Annotated in this window: 14 protein-coding genes; 10 read left to right on the plus strand and 4 right to left on the minus strand. The window is 37.4% G+C overall.

The annotated features are described in order from the left end of the window. Nucleotides 1–12 precede the first annotated feature (12 nt). The 7 genes from FJ651_RS12450 to FJ651_RS12480 all read left to right on the plus strand — a co-directional run bounded on the left by FJ651_RS12450 (nucleotide 13) and on the right by FJ651_RS12480 (nucleotide 7,404). Nucleotides 13–972 (plus strand): YheT family hydrolase, encoded by a 960-nt coding sequence (locus FJ651_RS12450; RefSeq protein ID WP_140990863.1) that lies wholly within the window; start codon nucleotides 13–15, stop codon nucleotides 970–972. A 200-nt stretch (nucleotides 973–1,172) separates the two neighbouring features. Next, entirely contained in the window at nucleotides 1,173–2,711 is a 1,539-nt protein-coding gene (locus tag FJ651_RS12455; protein ID WP_140990864.1) for a YifB family Mg chelatase-like AAA ATPase, read from the plus strand. 47 nt (nucleotides 2,712–2,758) lie between these two features. Beyond that, on the plus strand, nucleotides 2,759–3,865 hold the full coding sequence (locus FJ651_RS12460) for a DUF2891 domain-containing protein (protein ID WP_140990865.1): 1,107 nt from the start codon (nucleotides 2,759–2,761) through the stop codon (nucleotides 3,863–3,865). A 1-nt stretch (nucleotide 3,866) separates the two neighbouring features. Next, nucleotides 3,867–5,093, plus strand: coding sequence for an Nramp family divalent metal transporter (locus tag FJ651_RS12465; protein WP_140990866.1), 1,227 nt, complete (start codon nucleotides 3,867–3,869; stop codon nucleotides 5,091–5,093). Further along, nucleotides 5,084–5,836 (plus strand): 5-oxoprolinase subunit PxpA, encoded by a 753-nt coding sequence (gene pxpA / locus FJ651_RS12470; protein WP_140990867.1) that lies wholly within the window; start codon nucleotides 5,084–5,086, stop codon nucleotides 5,834–5,836. Before FJ651_RS12465 ends, pxpA begins: the two co-directional genes overlap by 10 nt. Further along, nucleotides 5,823–6,548, plus strand: coding sequence for a 5-oxoprolinase subunit PxpB (gene pxpB, locus FJ651_RS12475; RefSeq protein ID WP_140990868.1), 726 nt, complete (start codon nucleotides 5,823–5,825; stop codon nucleotides 6,546–6,548). Before pxpA ends, pxpB begins: the two co-directional genes overlap by 14 nt. A gap of 1 nt (nucleotide 6,549) precedes the next feature. Continuing rightward, entirely contained in the window at nucleotides 6,550–7,404 is an 855-nt protein-coding gene (locus FJ651_RS12480; protein ID WP_140990869.1) for a 5-oxoprolinase subunit C family protein, read from the plus strand. Here FJ651_RS12480 and FJ651_RS12485 read toward each other — a convergent pair. Further along, entirely contained in the window at nucleotides 7,395–8,108 is a 714-nt protein-coding gene (locus tag FJ651_RS12485; RefSeq protein ID WP_140990870.1) for an RluA family pseudouridine synthase, read from the minus strand. The genes FJ651_RS12480 and FJ651_RS12485 overlap by 10 nt on opposite strands. 56 nt (nucleotides 8,109–8,164) lie before the next feature. Beyond that, nucleotides 8,165–8,983, minus strand: a complete 819-nt coding sequence (panB, locus tag FJ651_RS12490; protein WP_140990871.1) for a 3-methyl-2-oxobutanoate hydroxymethyltransferase — start codon at nucleotides 8,981–8,983, stop codon at nucleotides 8,165–8,167. A gap of 133 nt (nucleotides 8,984–9,116) precedes the next feature. On the opposite strand from panB, the gene FJ651_RS12495 reads away from it, so the two are divergent. Continuing rightward, a complete protein-coding gene (locus tag FJ651_RS12495) occupies nucleotides 9,117–9,587 on the plus strand; it encodes a nuclear transport factor 2 family protein (protein WP_140990872.1) in 471 nt (156 codons plus the stop codon). Here FJ651_RS12495 and FJ651_RS12500 read toward each other — a convergent pair. Further along, complete coding sequence (locus FJ651_RS12500; RefSeq protein WP_140990873.1) at nucleotides 9,584–11,008, minus strand: L-serine ammonia-lyase; 1,425 nt, start codon at nucleotides 11,006–11,008, stop codon at nucleotides 9,584–9,586. The two genes, FJ651_RS12495 and FJ651_RS12500, sit on opposite strands and share 4 nt — an antisense overlap. Nucleotides 11,009–11,047: 39 nt before the next feature. Next, on the minus strand, nucleotides 11,048–11,581 hold the full coding sequence (locus FJ651_RS12505) for a hypothetical protein (RefSeq protein WP_140990874.1): 534 nt from the start codon (nucleotides 11,579–11,581) through the stop codon (nucleotides 11,048–11,050). 252 nt (nucleotides 11,582–11,833) lie between these two features. Between FJ651_RS12505 and dnaK the strand changes: the two genes are divergently transcribed. Both dnaK and FJ651_RS12515 read left to right on the plus strand, forming a co-directional pair. After that, on the plus strand, nucleotides 11,834–13,741 hold the full coding sequence (gene dnaK, locus FJ651_RS12510) for a molecular chaperone DnaK (protein WP_140990875.1): 1,908 nt from the start codon (nucleotides 11,834–11,836) through the stop codon (nucleotides 13,739–13,741). A 300-nt stretch (nucleotides 13,742–14,041) separates the two neighbouring features. Then, a complete protein-coding gene (locus tag FJ651_RS12515) occupies nucleotides 14,042–14,989 on the plus strand; it encodes an NAD(P)H-dependent flavin oxidoreductase (protein ID WP_140990876.1) in 948 nt (315 codons plus the stop codon). Nucleotides 14,990–15,144: the final 155 nt, after the last annotated feature.

Consider the following 15,144-nt stretch of genomic DNA (forward strand, 5'->3'; position numbering starts at 1 on the left):
CTAACTATTAAAATGCCAATCATAACTTCTCAATACAAACCGCCTATCTTATCCAAAAAGGGTTTTGTTTCAACCGTATATTCGGGTTTGTTTAGAACGGTCAAAGGGGTGGCACAGCAACGCGAGCGCATCAATTTACCCGATGGCGACTTTCTGGATTTAGATTGGAGTTTTTCAAAAGAAAAATCCAATAAACTAGTTATTGTCTTGCATGGATTGGAAGGCAACGCACAAAGACCGTATATGGTTGGTACAGCCAGGATTTTTAATAGCAACGGATTTGACGCCGTTTGTGTCAATTTTAGAGGCTGCAGCGGTGAAGAAAATATGCTATATCGAAGTTATCATTCAGGTGCTACCGAAGATTTAGAGGCGGTTGTTAATCATGTGCTTGAGAACAAAGATTATTCTGAATTATTTATCAAAGGCTTTAGTTTGGGCGGCAATTTATTGCTGAAATATTTAGGTGAACGCCAAGATATTCCAAAGCAGATAAAAAAAACCGTTGCTGTTTCGGTGCCATGCGATTTAAAAGGATCGGCTGCTGAACTTCACACCTTGAAAAATAAATTGTACGCCATCAGATTTAAACAGCATCTGGTTGATAGATTGAAGAAAAAACAAATACTTCACCCCAATAAAATTTCAGTTGAAGAAATTAATGCCATTAAAACCTTATACGATTTTGACGACGTTTATACGTCGAAGGCACACGGATTTCAAGATAAATTTGATTATTATGAAAGGTGTAGTAGTTTACAGTTTGTATCAGAAATAAAAGTGCCAACGCTAATCATTAATGCGCTTAATGATTCCTTTCTATCGCCGCGATGTTTTCCGGTGAAAGAGGCAAAACTAAATCAATCTCTGTTTTTAGAAATGCCTAACCATGGCGGACATGTTGGATTTATAGGACGAAAAGGCGTTTATTATAACGAAAAACGAGCTTTGGAGTTTATAAATCAAGTTTAATTATATTAAGTTCTAAAAGATTATTAGATGCCATCATGTGTTATGGTTTTTTTAAATAGATGAATTAGTAATTCATCCGAATTAGAATAAACATATAAAAAATCTTAAATTAGCTTTATAGTATTTAAATTTCAAAATTTGAAAGTATTTCATTTTGATGTGTTTAATGATTATTCCTATATTTAAACAAAAGTTTTAAGATGCTCAAAAAAGTATTCGGAAGTGCTGTTTTTGGAGTAGAAGCCACCACCATAACAGTTGAGGTTAATGTAGCTAAAGGTATTGGATATCATTTAGTTGGTTTGCCAGATAATGCTATTAAAGAAAGCAACTATCGCATTGCCGCTGCTTTGCAAAATAACGGCTATCAAATACCCGGAAAGAAAATCATTATCAATATGTCTCCGGCCGATTTACGTAAAGAAGGCAGTGCCTATGATTTGACCCTAGCTATCGGTGTTTTGGCAGCAACTAATCAAATTAACACACCTAATTTAGATGAATATCTTATTATGGGTGAGCTCTCGTTAGATGGAAATCTTCAGCCAATTAAAGGGGCTTTACCTATAGCCATCAAAGCCAGAGAAGAAGGTTTTAAGGGTTTTATCCTTCCCAATCAAAACGCAAAAGAAGCTGCCATTGTAAATGATTTAGAAGTTTTTGGCATTGATAATATTAGTCAGGTCATCGACTTTTTTGATAAGGGTATTCCACTTGAACAAACTATTATTAATACAAGAGAAGAGTTTTACAAAAATTTGGACTTCCCGGAATTCGATTTTGCCGATGTCAAAGGTCAGGAAAGCATCAAACGTTGTATGGAAATTGCCGCAGCCGGTGGTCATAACATTATTTTAATCGGCCCGCCGGGCGCCGGAAAAACCATGTTAGCTAAGCGTTTGCCCAGTATTTTGCCACCAATGACGTTGGGTGAGGCCTTGGAAACAACCAAAATTCATTCTGTGGCCGGACGCGTTAAAGAACACACCGGTTTAATGTCGCAACGCCCGTTTAGGAGTCCGCATCACACTATTTCAAACGTTGCACTGGTCGGGGGCGGCAGCTACCCGCAACCCGGTGAAATTTCACTCTCACACAATGGAGTGTTGTTTTTAGATGAATTACCTGAATTTAAGCGAGAAGTACTGGAAGTAATGCGACAGCCTCTTGAAGATAGAGAAGTAACTATTTCAAGGGCTAAGTTTACCGTTACTTATCCTTCTTCTTTTATGCTTGTTGCCAGCATGAACCCCAGCCCGGGAGGTTATTTTAACGATCCCGATGCACCGGTAACGTCTTCGCCTGCTGAGATGCAACGCTATATGAGTAAGATTTCAGGACCTTTATTAGACCGAATAGATATTCATATAGAAGTGACGCCGGTACCTTTTGAAAAATTGTCTGATGATCGAAAAGCTGAGTCTTCAGTCGACATTAGAAAAAGAGTAACCGCTGCAAGAGAACATCAAAGTGAGCGGTTTAAAGATTTGGAAAAAGTGCATTACAACGCACAAATGAGCAGCAAACAAATTAGGGAGTTTTGTAAGTTGGATGAAACTTCCAAGCAATTGCTTAAAACTGCTATGGAACGCTTAAATTTGTCGGCACGAGCTTACGACCGTATTTTAAAAGTCTCGAGAACTATAGCCGATTTAGAAGCTTCACCCGAAATAACAGGTGCGCACATTAGCGAAGCTATTCAGTATAGAAGTCTGGACCGTGAAGGCTGGCTCGGCTAACAAATTCCTGCAACCGCAGGAATCTCATAATTGAAATTCCGTACCTCATGAAAATATTATCTACATTACTGCTGTTCTTAGTCTTCGCCTGCAACAATTCCGAAGAAAAACAAGTTTTGAATACCCAACCTAAAACTGAGAATGAAACAGTGGTAAAACTCGAATTAAACTTGGAACAAGCCAACAAATTAGCCAAATTACCTCTTAATTGTATAGCTGTAGAATTCCCTAATAAATTAGGTCAAACACTAGCCGATGAAACTGAGTTAGCATTACCAAAAGTATTGCATCCTGCGTTTTTCGGCTGTTTTGATTGGCATTCGTCAGTGCACGGACATTGGAGCTTGGTAAGTTTACTTAAACAATTTCCAGATTTAGAACAGAGAGATTTAGCCATTCAATTTCTTCAGAATAACTTATCAAAAGAAAACATTGAGCAAGAAGTGGCTTATTTCAGTAAAAATCACAATAAATCTTTTGAGCGCACTTACGGCTGGGCATGGTTGCTAAAATTAGCTGAAGAATTACATACCTGGGATGACCCTTTGGCGCGAGAACTTGAAGCAAATCTTCAACCTTTAACTGACAAAATAATAGAATTATATCTGGAATTTTTACCTAAACTGAACTATCCGGTTCGAGTTGGTGAGCACAGCAATACCGCATTTGGTTTAAGTTTTGCATTAGATTACGCCGCAACCTTTGGAAATACCCAATTAGTTGAATTAATTAAAACTCGTGCAAGATCTTTTTATCAAAATGACGCCGCTTGCCCTATAGCTTGGGAACCAAGCGGTTTCGATTTTTTATCACCTTGTTTAGAAGAAGCAGCCCTTATGAAGCGGGTTCTTGGGCAGGCGGAATTTAAATCTTGGCTTAATAGTTTTATGCCGCAATTGTTTCAATCAGATTTTAAACTTGAACCCGGAGTGGTGTCAGACAGAACTGATGGTAAATTGGTACATCTCGACGGACTCAATTTTTCAAGAGCTTGGTGCTTATACACAATTTCAAAGGATATGAACGAATTATCACATTTAAATCTTATTGCACAAAAGCACTTATTATATTCTTTGCCCAATATTTTTGAAGATTCTTATGAAGGCGGTCATTGGTTGGGAAGTTTTGCACTTTATGCATTAAATACTGACTGAATTGATTAAGAAAATTTTAAAAAGTATAGGTCCCGGACCACTGGTAGCAGCCGCATTTATTGGTCCGGGAACAGTAACGGTCTGCACCATCGCCGGTGTAAAGTTTGGATTAGCATTGCTTTGGGCCATGGTTATATCAATACTGATTACCGTAGTATTTCAGGAAATGTCAGCCAGATTAGGCGTTATTTCTCAACGCGGTTTTGCCGAACTAATTAAAACCGAAATCAAAAACCCCATTCTAAATATTTTTATTACAGTGCTTATTTTACTAGCTATTGTGCTCGGTAATGCAGCCTATCAAGCAGGAAATATTAGTGGCGCTGTTTTGGGGTTAAGTGTGTTAAATGAGGTTTATACGATCGATATTTTTGGTCTTACCATTAATATTTATAGTCTTTTAATTGGTGCAATTGCCTTTTCGCTTCTTTACATCGGTAATTATAAAATTCTGGAGCGAAGTATGATAAGTTTGGTTGTTTTTATGAGTATCTCATTTGTAATAGCTGCCATTATAACAAAGCCCGACTTAGGATCGATATTAAGTAATATCATAACATTTAGAACTCCTGAGAATAGTTTGCTCACTGTTGTGGCGCTTATAGGCACCACAGTTGTTCCTTATAATTTATTTTTGCATTCTGCGTTGGCTAAAGAAAAATGGAAAGACAAAAGTAACCTTAAACTAGCCCAAACCGATACCATCATAGCTGTTGTTTTTGGTGGATTGGTTTCCATGAGTATTATTATTACTGCGTCATCTCTTTATATTGAAGGCGTTGAAAATGCGTCAGATTTAGCCTTGGGCTTAGCGCCGGTTTATGGTAATGCGGCAAAATATGTTTTAGCGCTTGGTTTATTTGCTGCCGGCATTACTAGTGCAGTCACAGCACCATTGGCAGCTGCCTATGTGGCTTGTGGCTGTTTGGGATGGTCAACTAAATTAAATTCAAGTAAATTTAGATTGGTTTGGATGTTGGTACTGCTCATTGGGGTTATATTCGCTTCTACGGGTATTAAGCCTGTTAAAATCATTACCATTGCTCAAATTGCCAATGGTTTGCTATTGCCTTTAATAGCACTGATGTTGATTTGGATGATGAACCAGCGACATATTCTGGGAGTTCATGTCAATTCAAAAACCCAAAACCTTATAAGTGTTGCATTGCTTGTTTTTGTCGTATTTTTAGGAATGAAAAGTATATTACAAGCCTTTCAATGGATTTAAAGCAGTACCAAATAGATTTAAATGCCGATGTTGGTGAAGGCATCAATAACGAAGCTTTTATGATGCCTTACATATCCTCGTGTAATATTGCCTGTGGCGGACATGCCGGAAACGAAGTAACCATGTTAAAAGTATTGAAGCTGGCTAAAGATTACGATGTTAAAGTTGGAGCGCATCCGGCTTTTCCTGATAAGGAAAATTTTGGAAGGGTAAAAATTGAAATGCCACGAGAAGAACTTTTTAAAAGTTTAAAACTGCAGGTGTACACCTTAATTGAATTATCGGCAAAAGCAGGTTGCAGAGTTACACATTTAAAACCTCATGGTGCCTTGTACAATTTAGCGGTGAATGAGTATAATTATGCTGAAATAATTATCGATGTGATTCTCGATATTAATCCCGATTTAAAACTTTATGCGCCACATAAGTCAGTCGTGGCTCAATTAGCCAAGAAAAGTGGAGTAGGAGTTATTTTTGAAGGTTTTGCAGATAGAAGCTATAACAACGATTTAACATTGGTTGATAGAAGCCAACCCAATGCTATTATCATCACTCCGGAAAAGATATGTAAACGTGTTTTAAAAATGATTACAGAACATGAGGTTGAAACCATTTCCGGGTTGTTAAAACCTATTACAGTTAACACCATTTGTGTACATGGAGACACCAATAATGCCATTGAAATTTTAAGACAATTACACGAATTTTTAATTTCAAAAAATATTAAAATTGGGACGGTTTAACTTGCAATATAAACCCTTTGGAAATCGAGCTGTTTTAGTTGAATGGCCTCAAAAAATTGACGCCAAAATACAGGAAGACGTCTGGTTTTTTAAAAATTTAATCGAACAAAACTGTATTAAATCTATACTTGAAATAATTGCTGCATACAACTCGATAACAATATTATATAAATCAACTATTGAGAACGCCTATAGTGAAATTTCAGTCCTAAAAACACTCTATGAAGGTGAAAATTTTGTGGTTAGACAAGATGCAAAACTTTGGGAGATTCCTGTTTGCTATCACATCGACTTAGCGCCAGATTTAGTGTCGTTATCTGTAATTAAAAAATTAACGATTGAGCAAATTATCAAATTACACACCGCTCCATTTTACAGCGTTTGTTTTATTGGTTTCTTACCGGGATTTTTATATTTAAGCGGATTAGAAGAGCAGTTAGTGACGGCCAGAAAAACCATACCAGACAAACATGTTTCTAAAGGCTCGGTTGCAATTGGAGAAAACCAAACTGGTATTTATCCTATGGATAGTCCTGGTGGATGGCATGTGATTGGAAATTCTCCCCTTAATTTTTTTAACGTGAAAAACCAAAACCCTTGTTTTGCTTCGGCTGGTGATAAAATTAAGTTCACGCCTATAGGTAAAGATGACTATTTTGCTATTAAAAGCGCAGTTGAAAACGGAGATTTTCTTCCTAATCACTCTTTTTGAAATGATTGAAATTATTAAATCTGGTTTATATTCGACAGTTCAAGACCTTGGTAGATCTGGTTTTGCTCATCTTGGCGTACCTGTAAGTGGTGTTATGGATCAATTTTCGGCAAAATTAGCCAATGAAATTATTGGTAATCATATCAATGCTGCTGTGATTGAAATGACTTTAATTGGTGGCGTGTTTAAGTTTAATTGTGATACCTGCATCGCAATTACCGGCGCTGATATGGTACCTAAGTTAAACGGTCTTGCCGTAAGTACTTATAAACCGATAAAAATTGATAAAGGTGATGTAGTAAGCTTTTCAGCTTCAAAGCACGGTTGTCGAACTTATATAGCGGTATCGGGTGGTATAAAAACCGCAAAAGTATTGAATAGTAGAAGTTTATTTAAGTCTGTAACTACTGAAGGTTCTTTAAAAAATGATGATATGCTTTCAATAGATGAACAAAATTTGGAACTAAAAGAGGCTTATTCAAAAATTAAAAATCAAAGGTTTGATCAATCTATTTTAGAAGTCTTTACAGGGCCCGAATTTGATAGTTTAAGTCCGGAGCAGCAAAAATCCATGTTAAGTTCTGAATTTACCATTTCAAATCTCAACAATCGAATGGGTTATCAACTCATTGAGCACATTGATAATAATTTAAATCCTATCATTACCTCGGCAGTATTACCGGGAACAGTACAGTTAACTCCCGGCGGAAAGCTTATTATATTGATGCGCGACGCACAAACAACCGGAGGTTATCCAAGGGTTTTACAACTGTCTGATCAGGCAATTAATTTATTGGCGCAAAAGAAAACAGGTGATAAGGTGACCTTTTCGTTGATTACAATGAATCAATTTTGAATTGATTGCCATATGGCATCAGTTTGCGGCGGTTTTGCGGTAATTTCTAACAATTCTTTCGTAACCGGATGCGTAAAAGATAGTTTAGCCGCATGCAAATGAATACTGCCATCAGGATTACTTCGTTTAAATCCATACTTTAAATCACCCTTTATAATGCAATTTATATGAGATAGTTGAGCTCTAATTTGATGGTGTCTTCCTGTTTCTAATATTACTTCTACAAGGAAATAATTATCTAATTGTTTGAGTACTTTGTAGTGTAAAACAGCTCTCTTACCATCGGCTATTTCTTCATTAAAAACATACGACTTATTGTTTTTTTCATTCTTTTGCAACCAGTTAATTAGGGTGTCATTTTGTTTCGGTGGTGTATTTTGAACGACTGCCCAATAGATTTTTTTAGCAGACTTTTCGGCAAACATTTTATTAAGTCTTGGCAGTGATTTACTGGTTTTCGCAAACACAACAATACCGCTAGTAGGGCGGTCTAACCTATGAACCACGCCTAGATAAACATTCCCTGGTTTATTGTATTTGTCCTTTAAATAAGATTTTACAATCTCGCTAAGTGGCGTGTCGCCTGTTTTGTCACCTTGAACAATATCACCTGGACGTTTATTGACAATGATGAGGTGATTGTCTTCGTAAATTACTTGAAGATTGGTTGGATTAGTGAGAATTTTGTCAGGATAATTGGTCACTAAATTTATATTAGATCATTCGTCAGTTTATTTTCCTTTAAAAAGCCTAACGAGAGTTAGTACTGTTCGTTTTCGTTTGGAAATTCAACCGACTTAACATCAGACACATATTTTTCGATGGCGGTGGTCATATCATCAAACAAATTCATATATCTGCGCAAAAATCGCGGGTTGAATTCATGTGTCATTCCCAACATGTCGTGAAGCACTAAAACCTGACCGTCAACGCCATTTCCGGCACCAATACCAATTACAGGAATGGTGAGTTGTCTCGCCACTTCTTTTGCTAATTTTGCAGGTATTTTTTCTACAACCACTGCAAAACAACCAATTCTTTCCAACATTTTGGCATTTTCAATCAGTTCGTTAGCTTCGGTGTCTTCTTTGGCTCTAACGGTGTAAGTGCCAAATTTATAAATAGATTGTGGTGTTAAGCCTAAATGTCCCATTACCGGAATTCCTGCATTTAAAATACGTTTAATAGATTCTTTGATTTCGCATCCACCTTCAAGTTTTACGGCGTGTGCACCACTTTCCTTCATAATTCTAATGGCCGAACGAAGCGCTTCCTTTGGATCACTCTGATAACTTCCAAAAGGTAAATCTACCACTACCAAAGATCGCGAAATAGCTCTAACCACACCCGAGGCATGATAAATCATTTGGTCTAGGGTGATTGGAAGAGTAGTTTCATGACCGGCCATTACGTTACTGGCAGAATCGCCTACCAAAATAACATCAATACCGGCGCCGTCAACAATTTTTGCCATGGTATAGTCGTATGCTGTGAGCATCGATATTTTTTCTCCCTTGGCTTTCATATCCACAAGGGTTTTTACAGTAATGCGCTTGTAATCGTTTTTTGCTACAGACATGTCAAATGAAATTGGTATCGGTAAAAGTACTAAATTTGAAAGTCACATTCAAACAATACGTTCTTGTGAAGCTTTACTAATTATTTAAATCTTAATAACAGACTATTAGTTAATTGAAATTAAATGTACATCGATGAAAAAAATTTTCTTTTTAACGTTGATAATTTTTGTTCTTAATCAAAAATCATCAGGGCAAAGTCTTAGCGATTCTGAAGCCATTGAGCAAACCATCCGAACATTTTTTGATGGTTTTCACCAAAAAGATTCAGTTGTTTTAACTTCGATTTTGTTTAAGCAAATACAAATTCAAACAATAAAATACAATTCAGAAAATAATCATTTATATATTGAAAATGAATCTATTGAAAACTTTATTAAAAGTATCACTTTAATTCCTGACAACGTTAATTTTAAGGAAGTCATTCACGATTATCAAATAAAAAGCGATGGGTTATTAGCTACTGCGTGGACACCCTACAGTTTTTACGTGAACGATAATTTGAGTCATTGCGGAACTAACAATTTTCAATTATTAAATGATGATGGTGTTTGGAAAATTATATCCATTATAGACACCCGAAAAAAGGAAAATTGTAAGCCTTAACAGTCGGTTAAATTGACTCGTACAGCCAAACCACCTTCACTGGTTTCTTTGTATTTGGTGTTCATATCTTTGGCCGTTTCCCACATGGTGTTTACAACACTGTCTAAGGGTACTTTTACGTTCTTAGGATCGGTATTAAGGGCCAGTTCAGCAGCGTTAATAGCTTTGATGGCGCCCATCGAGTTGCGCTCAATACAAGGTATTTGAACCAAACCGCCAATAGGGTCGCAAGTGAGTCCTAAATGATGTTCCATTGCAATTTCGGCAGCAACAACCACTTGTTCTGGTGTTCCACCCAATAACTCACACAGTGCAGCGGCGGCCATAGCTGAAGATACTCCAATTTCGGCCTGGCAACCACCCATGGCAGCTGAAATGGTGGCGCCTTTTTTAAAGATACTGCCAATTTCTCCTGCCACTAGTAAAAACTTTTTGATGTGCTCAAAATCTGCTTCGTGATTTTCAATCACCATATAATACATTAAAACAGCAGGAATTACACCCGCGCTTCCGTTGGTGGGTGCAGTAACAACACGACCTAATGAAGCATTTACTTCGTTTACAGCCAAAGCAAAACAACTTACCCACTGAAGGATTTGCCTGAATTTCACTTCGGTTTTTCTGATGGATTCTAGCCACTCTTGCGGATTGGAGTATGGTAAGTCGTCTTTTAGATTTTTATGCATATCGTAAGCACGACGCCTTACTTTGAGTCCGCCCGGCAAAGTGCCTTCGGTGTGGCACCCAACATACATGCATTCCAGCATGGTATCCCAAATACGTTTAAATTGAAAATCTATTTCGGCTTCGTCTCTAATAGACTTTTCATTTTCTAAAACCACTCCTGAAATAGGCAAATTAAGCTGATGGCAAAATTTGAGTAAATCATTACCGTTTTCAACAGGATATGGAAAGGTGCAATAAAAAATAATCTTGTTGGCCTTTGCATTCTGGCGTTCTTCCTTCACTACAAACCCACCGCCAATAGAATAAAATGTTGATTTTTTATAGCGTCCGTTAATCAGTGCTGAAAACACTATTCCATTGGCATGAAATGGCAAAAACTTTTTATTGAAAGTTATGTCGTTTTGGTATGAAAATGATAAAATACGTTCTCCATTAAAGTTGATAGTACCGATATTTTTTATTTCGGTTACGGTAGATTCAATAGTTTCAACAGGAATCGTTTCGGGGTCGGCTCCCGTCAAACCAAGCATGACGGCATAATCTGTTGCATGACCTTTGCCAGTTAAGGATAGCGACCCATAAAGATCTACTTTAATTTGCTCAACGCTCTCAAAGTGTTGACTTTCTTTAAGTTCGCTAATCCATCGCTGTGCAGCGCGCCAAGGCCCAAGGGTGTGCGAGCTTGACGGTCCCACGCCAATTTTGAGCATATCGAAAACCGAAATAATTTCCATTTAGAATTGATTGATGAGAGTTAGATTATTACCGCGAAATTAGCGATTTCCTTGCCGTTTTTCAAACTCTGTGATGCCGTATAATGCCATAATAGCATCAAAGTCGGTTAAATTTTGACGACCAAGATTATCAGCGGGAACTACAACAACTCTAAATACTTGCGCTTGAGTCCATTCGTTTCCTAAGGCCGCAAAATTGGTGGTGCCATCCAGAAAAAATCTAACATCTTCTTGAGTAAAATCATAGTTATAAACCAGGTTACCATCTGAGAATTCAACACTCTGAGGTAGTAAACGCCATACTTCGGTACCGGCAATATCCTCCCATAAAATAAAAACTAAAGTTACGTCGGTAGGAAATACTTCAAAACCATAAGGTTCTATAAACTCATAATTATTTTGTTCATTAAAATCTAAAACAATTTCAAAAGCCTGAGATACAATAATTCCTACTTCGCCATCCTGTCCATCAGCACCATTCAAACCGGGAGGTCCAGGAGGTCCTTGTGGTCCTTCGCAAGAAGACAACCCTATTAATACTACTGCTGTAAAAAGTGTAAATAATTTTTTCATAATTAAGAATTTATTATTAGTGGTTTTCAACCTTTGAAAACATCATATCATTCCCAAAATCAAATACCGTACCTAAATTTCAGAATGTGCAAGCAAATATAAATTTTTAAGACTGTAGAAATTTCAAATTTCACAAAAGTTTGACTGATTAAAATGACATCCTGTCATATTTTTTGTCATGGCATAGTACTTGTCATTACGATAGCGTATTAAAACACGAACAATATTTTTTAAACGAATAAATAAATTATTATGAGTAAGATTATAGGAATAGATTTAGGAACGACCAACTCATGCGTTTCTGTGATGGAAGGTAACGAGCCGGTTGTGATTACCAATTCCGAAGGCAGACGCACAACTCCGTCTGTTATTGCCTTTGTAGAAGGTGGTGAAATTAAAGTTGGCGATCCTGCTAAAAGACAAGCAGTAACCAATCCACATAAAACGGTATATTCTATCAAGCGTTTTATGGGTAACAAATATTCTGAATCTTTAAAAGAAGCAGAACGCGTACCTTATAAAGTGATTAAAGGTGATAACGATACACCAAGAGTAGATATCGACGGTCGTATGTATACACCTCAGGAATTATCGGCGATGATTCTTCAAAAAATGAAAAAAACAGCCGAAGAATTCTTAGATCAAGAAGTTACCGAAGCTGTTATCACCGTACCTGCTTATTTTAACGATTCTCAAAGACAAGCTACTAAAGAAGCAGGTGAAATAGCCGGTTTAAAAGTGAGACGTATTATCAACGAACCTACTGCGGCAGCTTTAGCCTACGGACTAGACAAAAGAGGTATAGACCAAAAAATTGTAGTATTCGATTTTGGTGGTGGTACTCATGACGTATCCATCCTTGAATTAGGTGATGGTGTTTTTGAAGTGTTATCTACCGATGGTGATACCCATTTAGGTGGTGATGATGTAGACCAAAAGATTATCGATTGGTTAGCAGACGAGTTTAATAAAGAAGAAGGTATTGACTTGCGTAAAGATGCCATGGCATTACAGCGTTTAAAAGAAGCTGCCGAAAAAGCTAAAATTGAATTGTCATCTTCAAGCCAAACCGAAATTAACTTGCCTTATGTAACTGCAACTGCCAGCGGACCAAAGCACTTAGTGAAACCTTTAACAAGAGCCAAGTTCGAGCAATTAATCAGCGATTTGGTAAAGAGAACCATTGAGCCTTGTGCCAAAGCTTTAAAAGCGGCCGGTTTATCTAAGAGTGATATCGACGAGATTATTTTGGTAGGTGGTTCAACACGTATTCCTGCAGTTCAGGAAGAAGTTGAAAAATTCTTCGGGAAAAAACCTAATAAAGGTGTGAATCCTGATGAAGTAGTGGCTATTGGAGCCGCCATTCAAGGTGGTGTATTGACAGGCGATGTAAAAGATGTGTTACTTTTAGACGTAACGCCATTATCACTAGGTATTGAAACTATGGGTGGTGTGATGACTAAATTAATCGATGCCAACACAACCATACCTACTAAGAAATCGCAAGTATTTTCAACTGCTGCCGATAATCAGCCCTCTGTAGAAATACATGTTTTACAAGGTGAAAGACCAATGGCTAATGACAATAAAACTATTGGTAGATTCCACTTAGATGGTATTCCACCGGCAAGAAGAGGGACACCTCAAATTGAAGTAACTTTTGATATTGATGCCAATGGTATTATTAAGGTTTCGGCAACTGATAAGGCTACCAACAAAACACAGGATATCAGAATTGAAGCATCTTCAGGATTGACTGAAGAGGAAATCAAAAAGATGAAAGCCGAAGCCGAAGCCAATGCTGAAGCAGACAAAGCAGTCAAAGAAAAGGTTGATAAATTGAATAGTGCTGATGCCATGATTTTCCAAACCGAAACACAGTTGAAAGAGTTTGGCGATAAATTATCGGCTGATAAAAAACAGCCTATTGAAGCTGCTTTGGAAGATTTGAAAAAGGCTTATGAAAGCAAAGACATTACTTTAACTGAGCCCGCACTAGAAAAGCTTAACGAAGCTTGGAAAGTGGCCAGTGAAGAAATGTATAAAGCACAAGCCGAAGCCCAACAAGGTGGCGCCGCAGGACCTGATGCCTCTCAAAACGGTGCGCCAAAAGGTGAAAACAGCGATGTTGAAGACGTAGACTTCGAAGAGGTAAAATAAGTAGAGAACCAATCTCAGCGAAAGTTGGGATTGTGTGAATCACTTATCCTGAGCTTGCGAAGGATCTTTACCGATATTCCTGCGCCTGCCTTGCCGGCAGGCATGAAAGCAGGAATCTCGTCGAAAAATTATCAAAACTTCAAGTAATGTTAATTATCGATTAAGTCTCAAATTATAAATTATCAATTAAACACTTAAAAATCGCAATCCATTTACGGGTTGCGATTTTTTTTGTCTACACTTTAAAAAACTATGCACGCATAATAAAATAATGTATATTTGTCATTATACTTCTTAATTATGGAAACGCAACTCACCAAACTATTACATATCAAATACCCAATCATTCAAGCACCCATGTTTTTGGTCTCTAACGTAGCTATGGTAACAGAGGCTATGAAAGCCGGAATTGCGGGCTGTATTCCTGCGCTTAATTACCGCACTTTAGATGATTTAAAAACTGCCATTCATCAGTTAAAGGCTAATAAGGTTGAAGGCGGTTCTTTCGGGTTTAATTTGATAGTGAACAAATCAAATCTCAAATACAAAGAACAATTGAGAGTACTCTGCGAAGAAGGTTGCGATTTTATCATTACCTCATTAGGAAGTCCTGAAGAAACCATCAATCAAGCTCATAAAGCAGGTATCAAAGTATTTTGCGACGTCACCGATTTACATTTCGCTAAAAAAGTAGAGCAATTGGGCGCCGATGCTGCTATTGCCGTTAATAACGAAGCCGGCGGCCATCGTGGTAACTTGTCACCTGAAGAATTAATAAAACTTCTCAAATCTAATTTAACCATCCCGGTTATTTCAGCCGGTGGCGTGGGTTGTAAAGCCGATTTAGATAAAATGCTCAGTTACGGTGCTGAAGGCGTATCAGTTGGGAGTCCGTTTATAGCTTCTGTAGAAGCTCAGGTTACCGAAGAATACAAACAAGCCTGTGTGGATTACGGTGCTGAAGATATTATTATGACCGAACGTATTTCGGGCACACCTTGTACGGTGATTAATACACCTTACGTTCAAAAAGTAGGTACCAAACAAACCTGGATTGAGCGTGTTTTAAACAAAAACAAAAAGCTCAAAAAATGGGTTAAAATGATTCGGTTTGGTATCGGCATGCGCGCCACTGAAAAAGCAGCTAAAGAAGTCACCTATAAAACCGTTTGGGTAGCTGGACCAAGTATTGAGCACACGAAGGCTATTTTACCAGTTAAGGATATTGTGGCTAATTTGGTGAGTTAGTTTACAACATTTAAAAAAATAAAAATAAACTATCTCATGTCTTAATCGGTTTTAGTATTTCGTGCAAATAGTCAACACCTTTGTTATAAAATTTGTTATGAACGAAATTTACGAAGAGTCAAATATTTTCTGCTCATACGTTCCGGATTCTTTTT

Source organism: Paucihalobacter ruber, assembly GCF_006494535.1.
In the GTDB taxonomy this organism is placed as follows: Bacteria; Bacteroidota; Bacteroidia; order Flavobacteriales; family Flavobacteriaceae; genus Paucihalobacter; species Paucihalobacter ruber.

What these genes read in the sequence shown, in the direction of transcription:
- dnaK (WP_140990875.1), top strand. Translation starts at nt 11,834, where the DNA reads ATGAGTAAGATTATAGGAATAGATTTAGGAACGACCAACTCATGCGTT.
- FJ651_RS12480 (WP_140990869.1), top strand. Translation starts at nt 6,550, where the DNA reads ATGATTGAAATTATTAAATCTGGTTTATATTCGACAGTTCAAGACCTT.
- panB (WP_140990871.1), bottom strand. Translation starts at nt 8,983, where the DNA reads ATGTCTGTAGCAAAAAACGATTACAAGCGCATTACTGTAAAAACCCTT.
- FJ651_RS12500 (WP_140990873.1), bottom strand. Translation starts at nt 11,008, where the DNA reads ATGGAAATTATTTCGGTTTTCGATATGCTCAAAATTGGCGTGGGACCG.
- FJ651_RS12455 (WP_140990864.1), top strand. Translation starts at nt 1,173, where the DNA reads ATGCTCAAAAAAGTATTCGGAAGTGCTGTTTTTGGAGTAGAAGCCACC.
- pxpA (WP_140990867.1), top strand. Translation starts at nt 5,084, where the DNA reads ATGGATTTAAAGCAGTACCAAATAGATTTAAATGCCGATGTTGGTGAA.
- FJ651_RS12450 (WP_140990863.1), top strand. Translation starts at nt 13, where the DNA reads ATGCCAATCATAACTTCTCAATACAAACCGCCTATCTTATCCAAAAAG.
- FJ651_RS12495 (WP_140990872.1), top strand. Translation starts at nt 9,117, where the DNA reads ATGAAAAAAATTTTCTTTTTAACGTTGATAATTTTTGTTCTTAATCAA.
- FJ651_RS12515 (WP_140990876.1), top strand. Translation starts at nt 14,042, where the DNA reads ATGGAAACGCAACTCACCAAACTATTACATATCAAATACCCAATCATT.
- FJ651_RS12460 (WP_140990865.1), top strand. Translation starts at nt 2,759, where the DNA reads ATGAAAATATTATCTACATTACTGCTGTTCTTAGTCTTCGCCTGCAAC.
- FJ651_RS12505 (WP_140990874.1), bottom strand. Translation starts at nt 11,581, where the DNA reads ATGAAAAAATTATTTACACTTTTTACAGCAGTAGTATTAATAGGGTTG.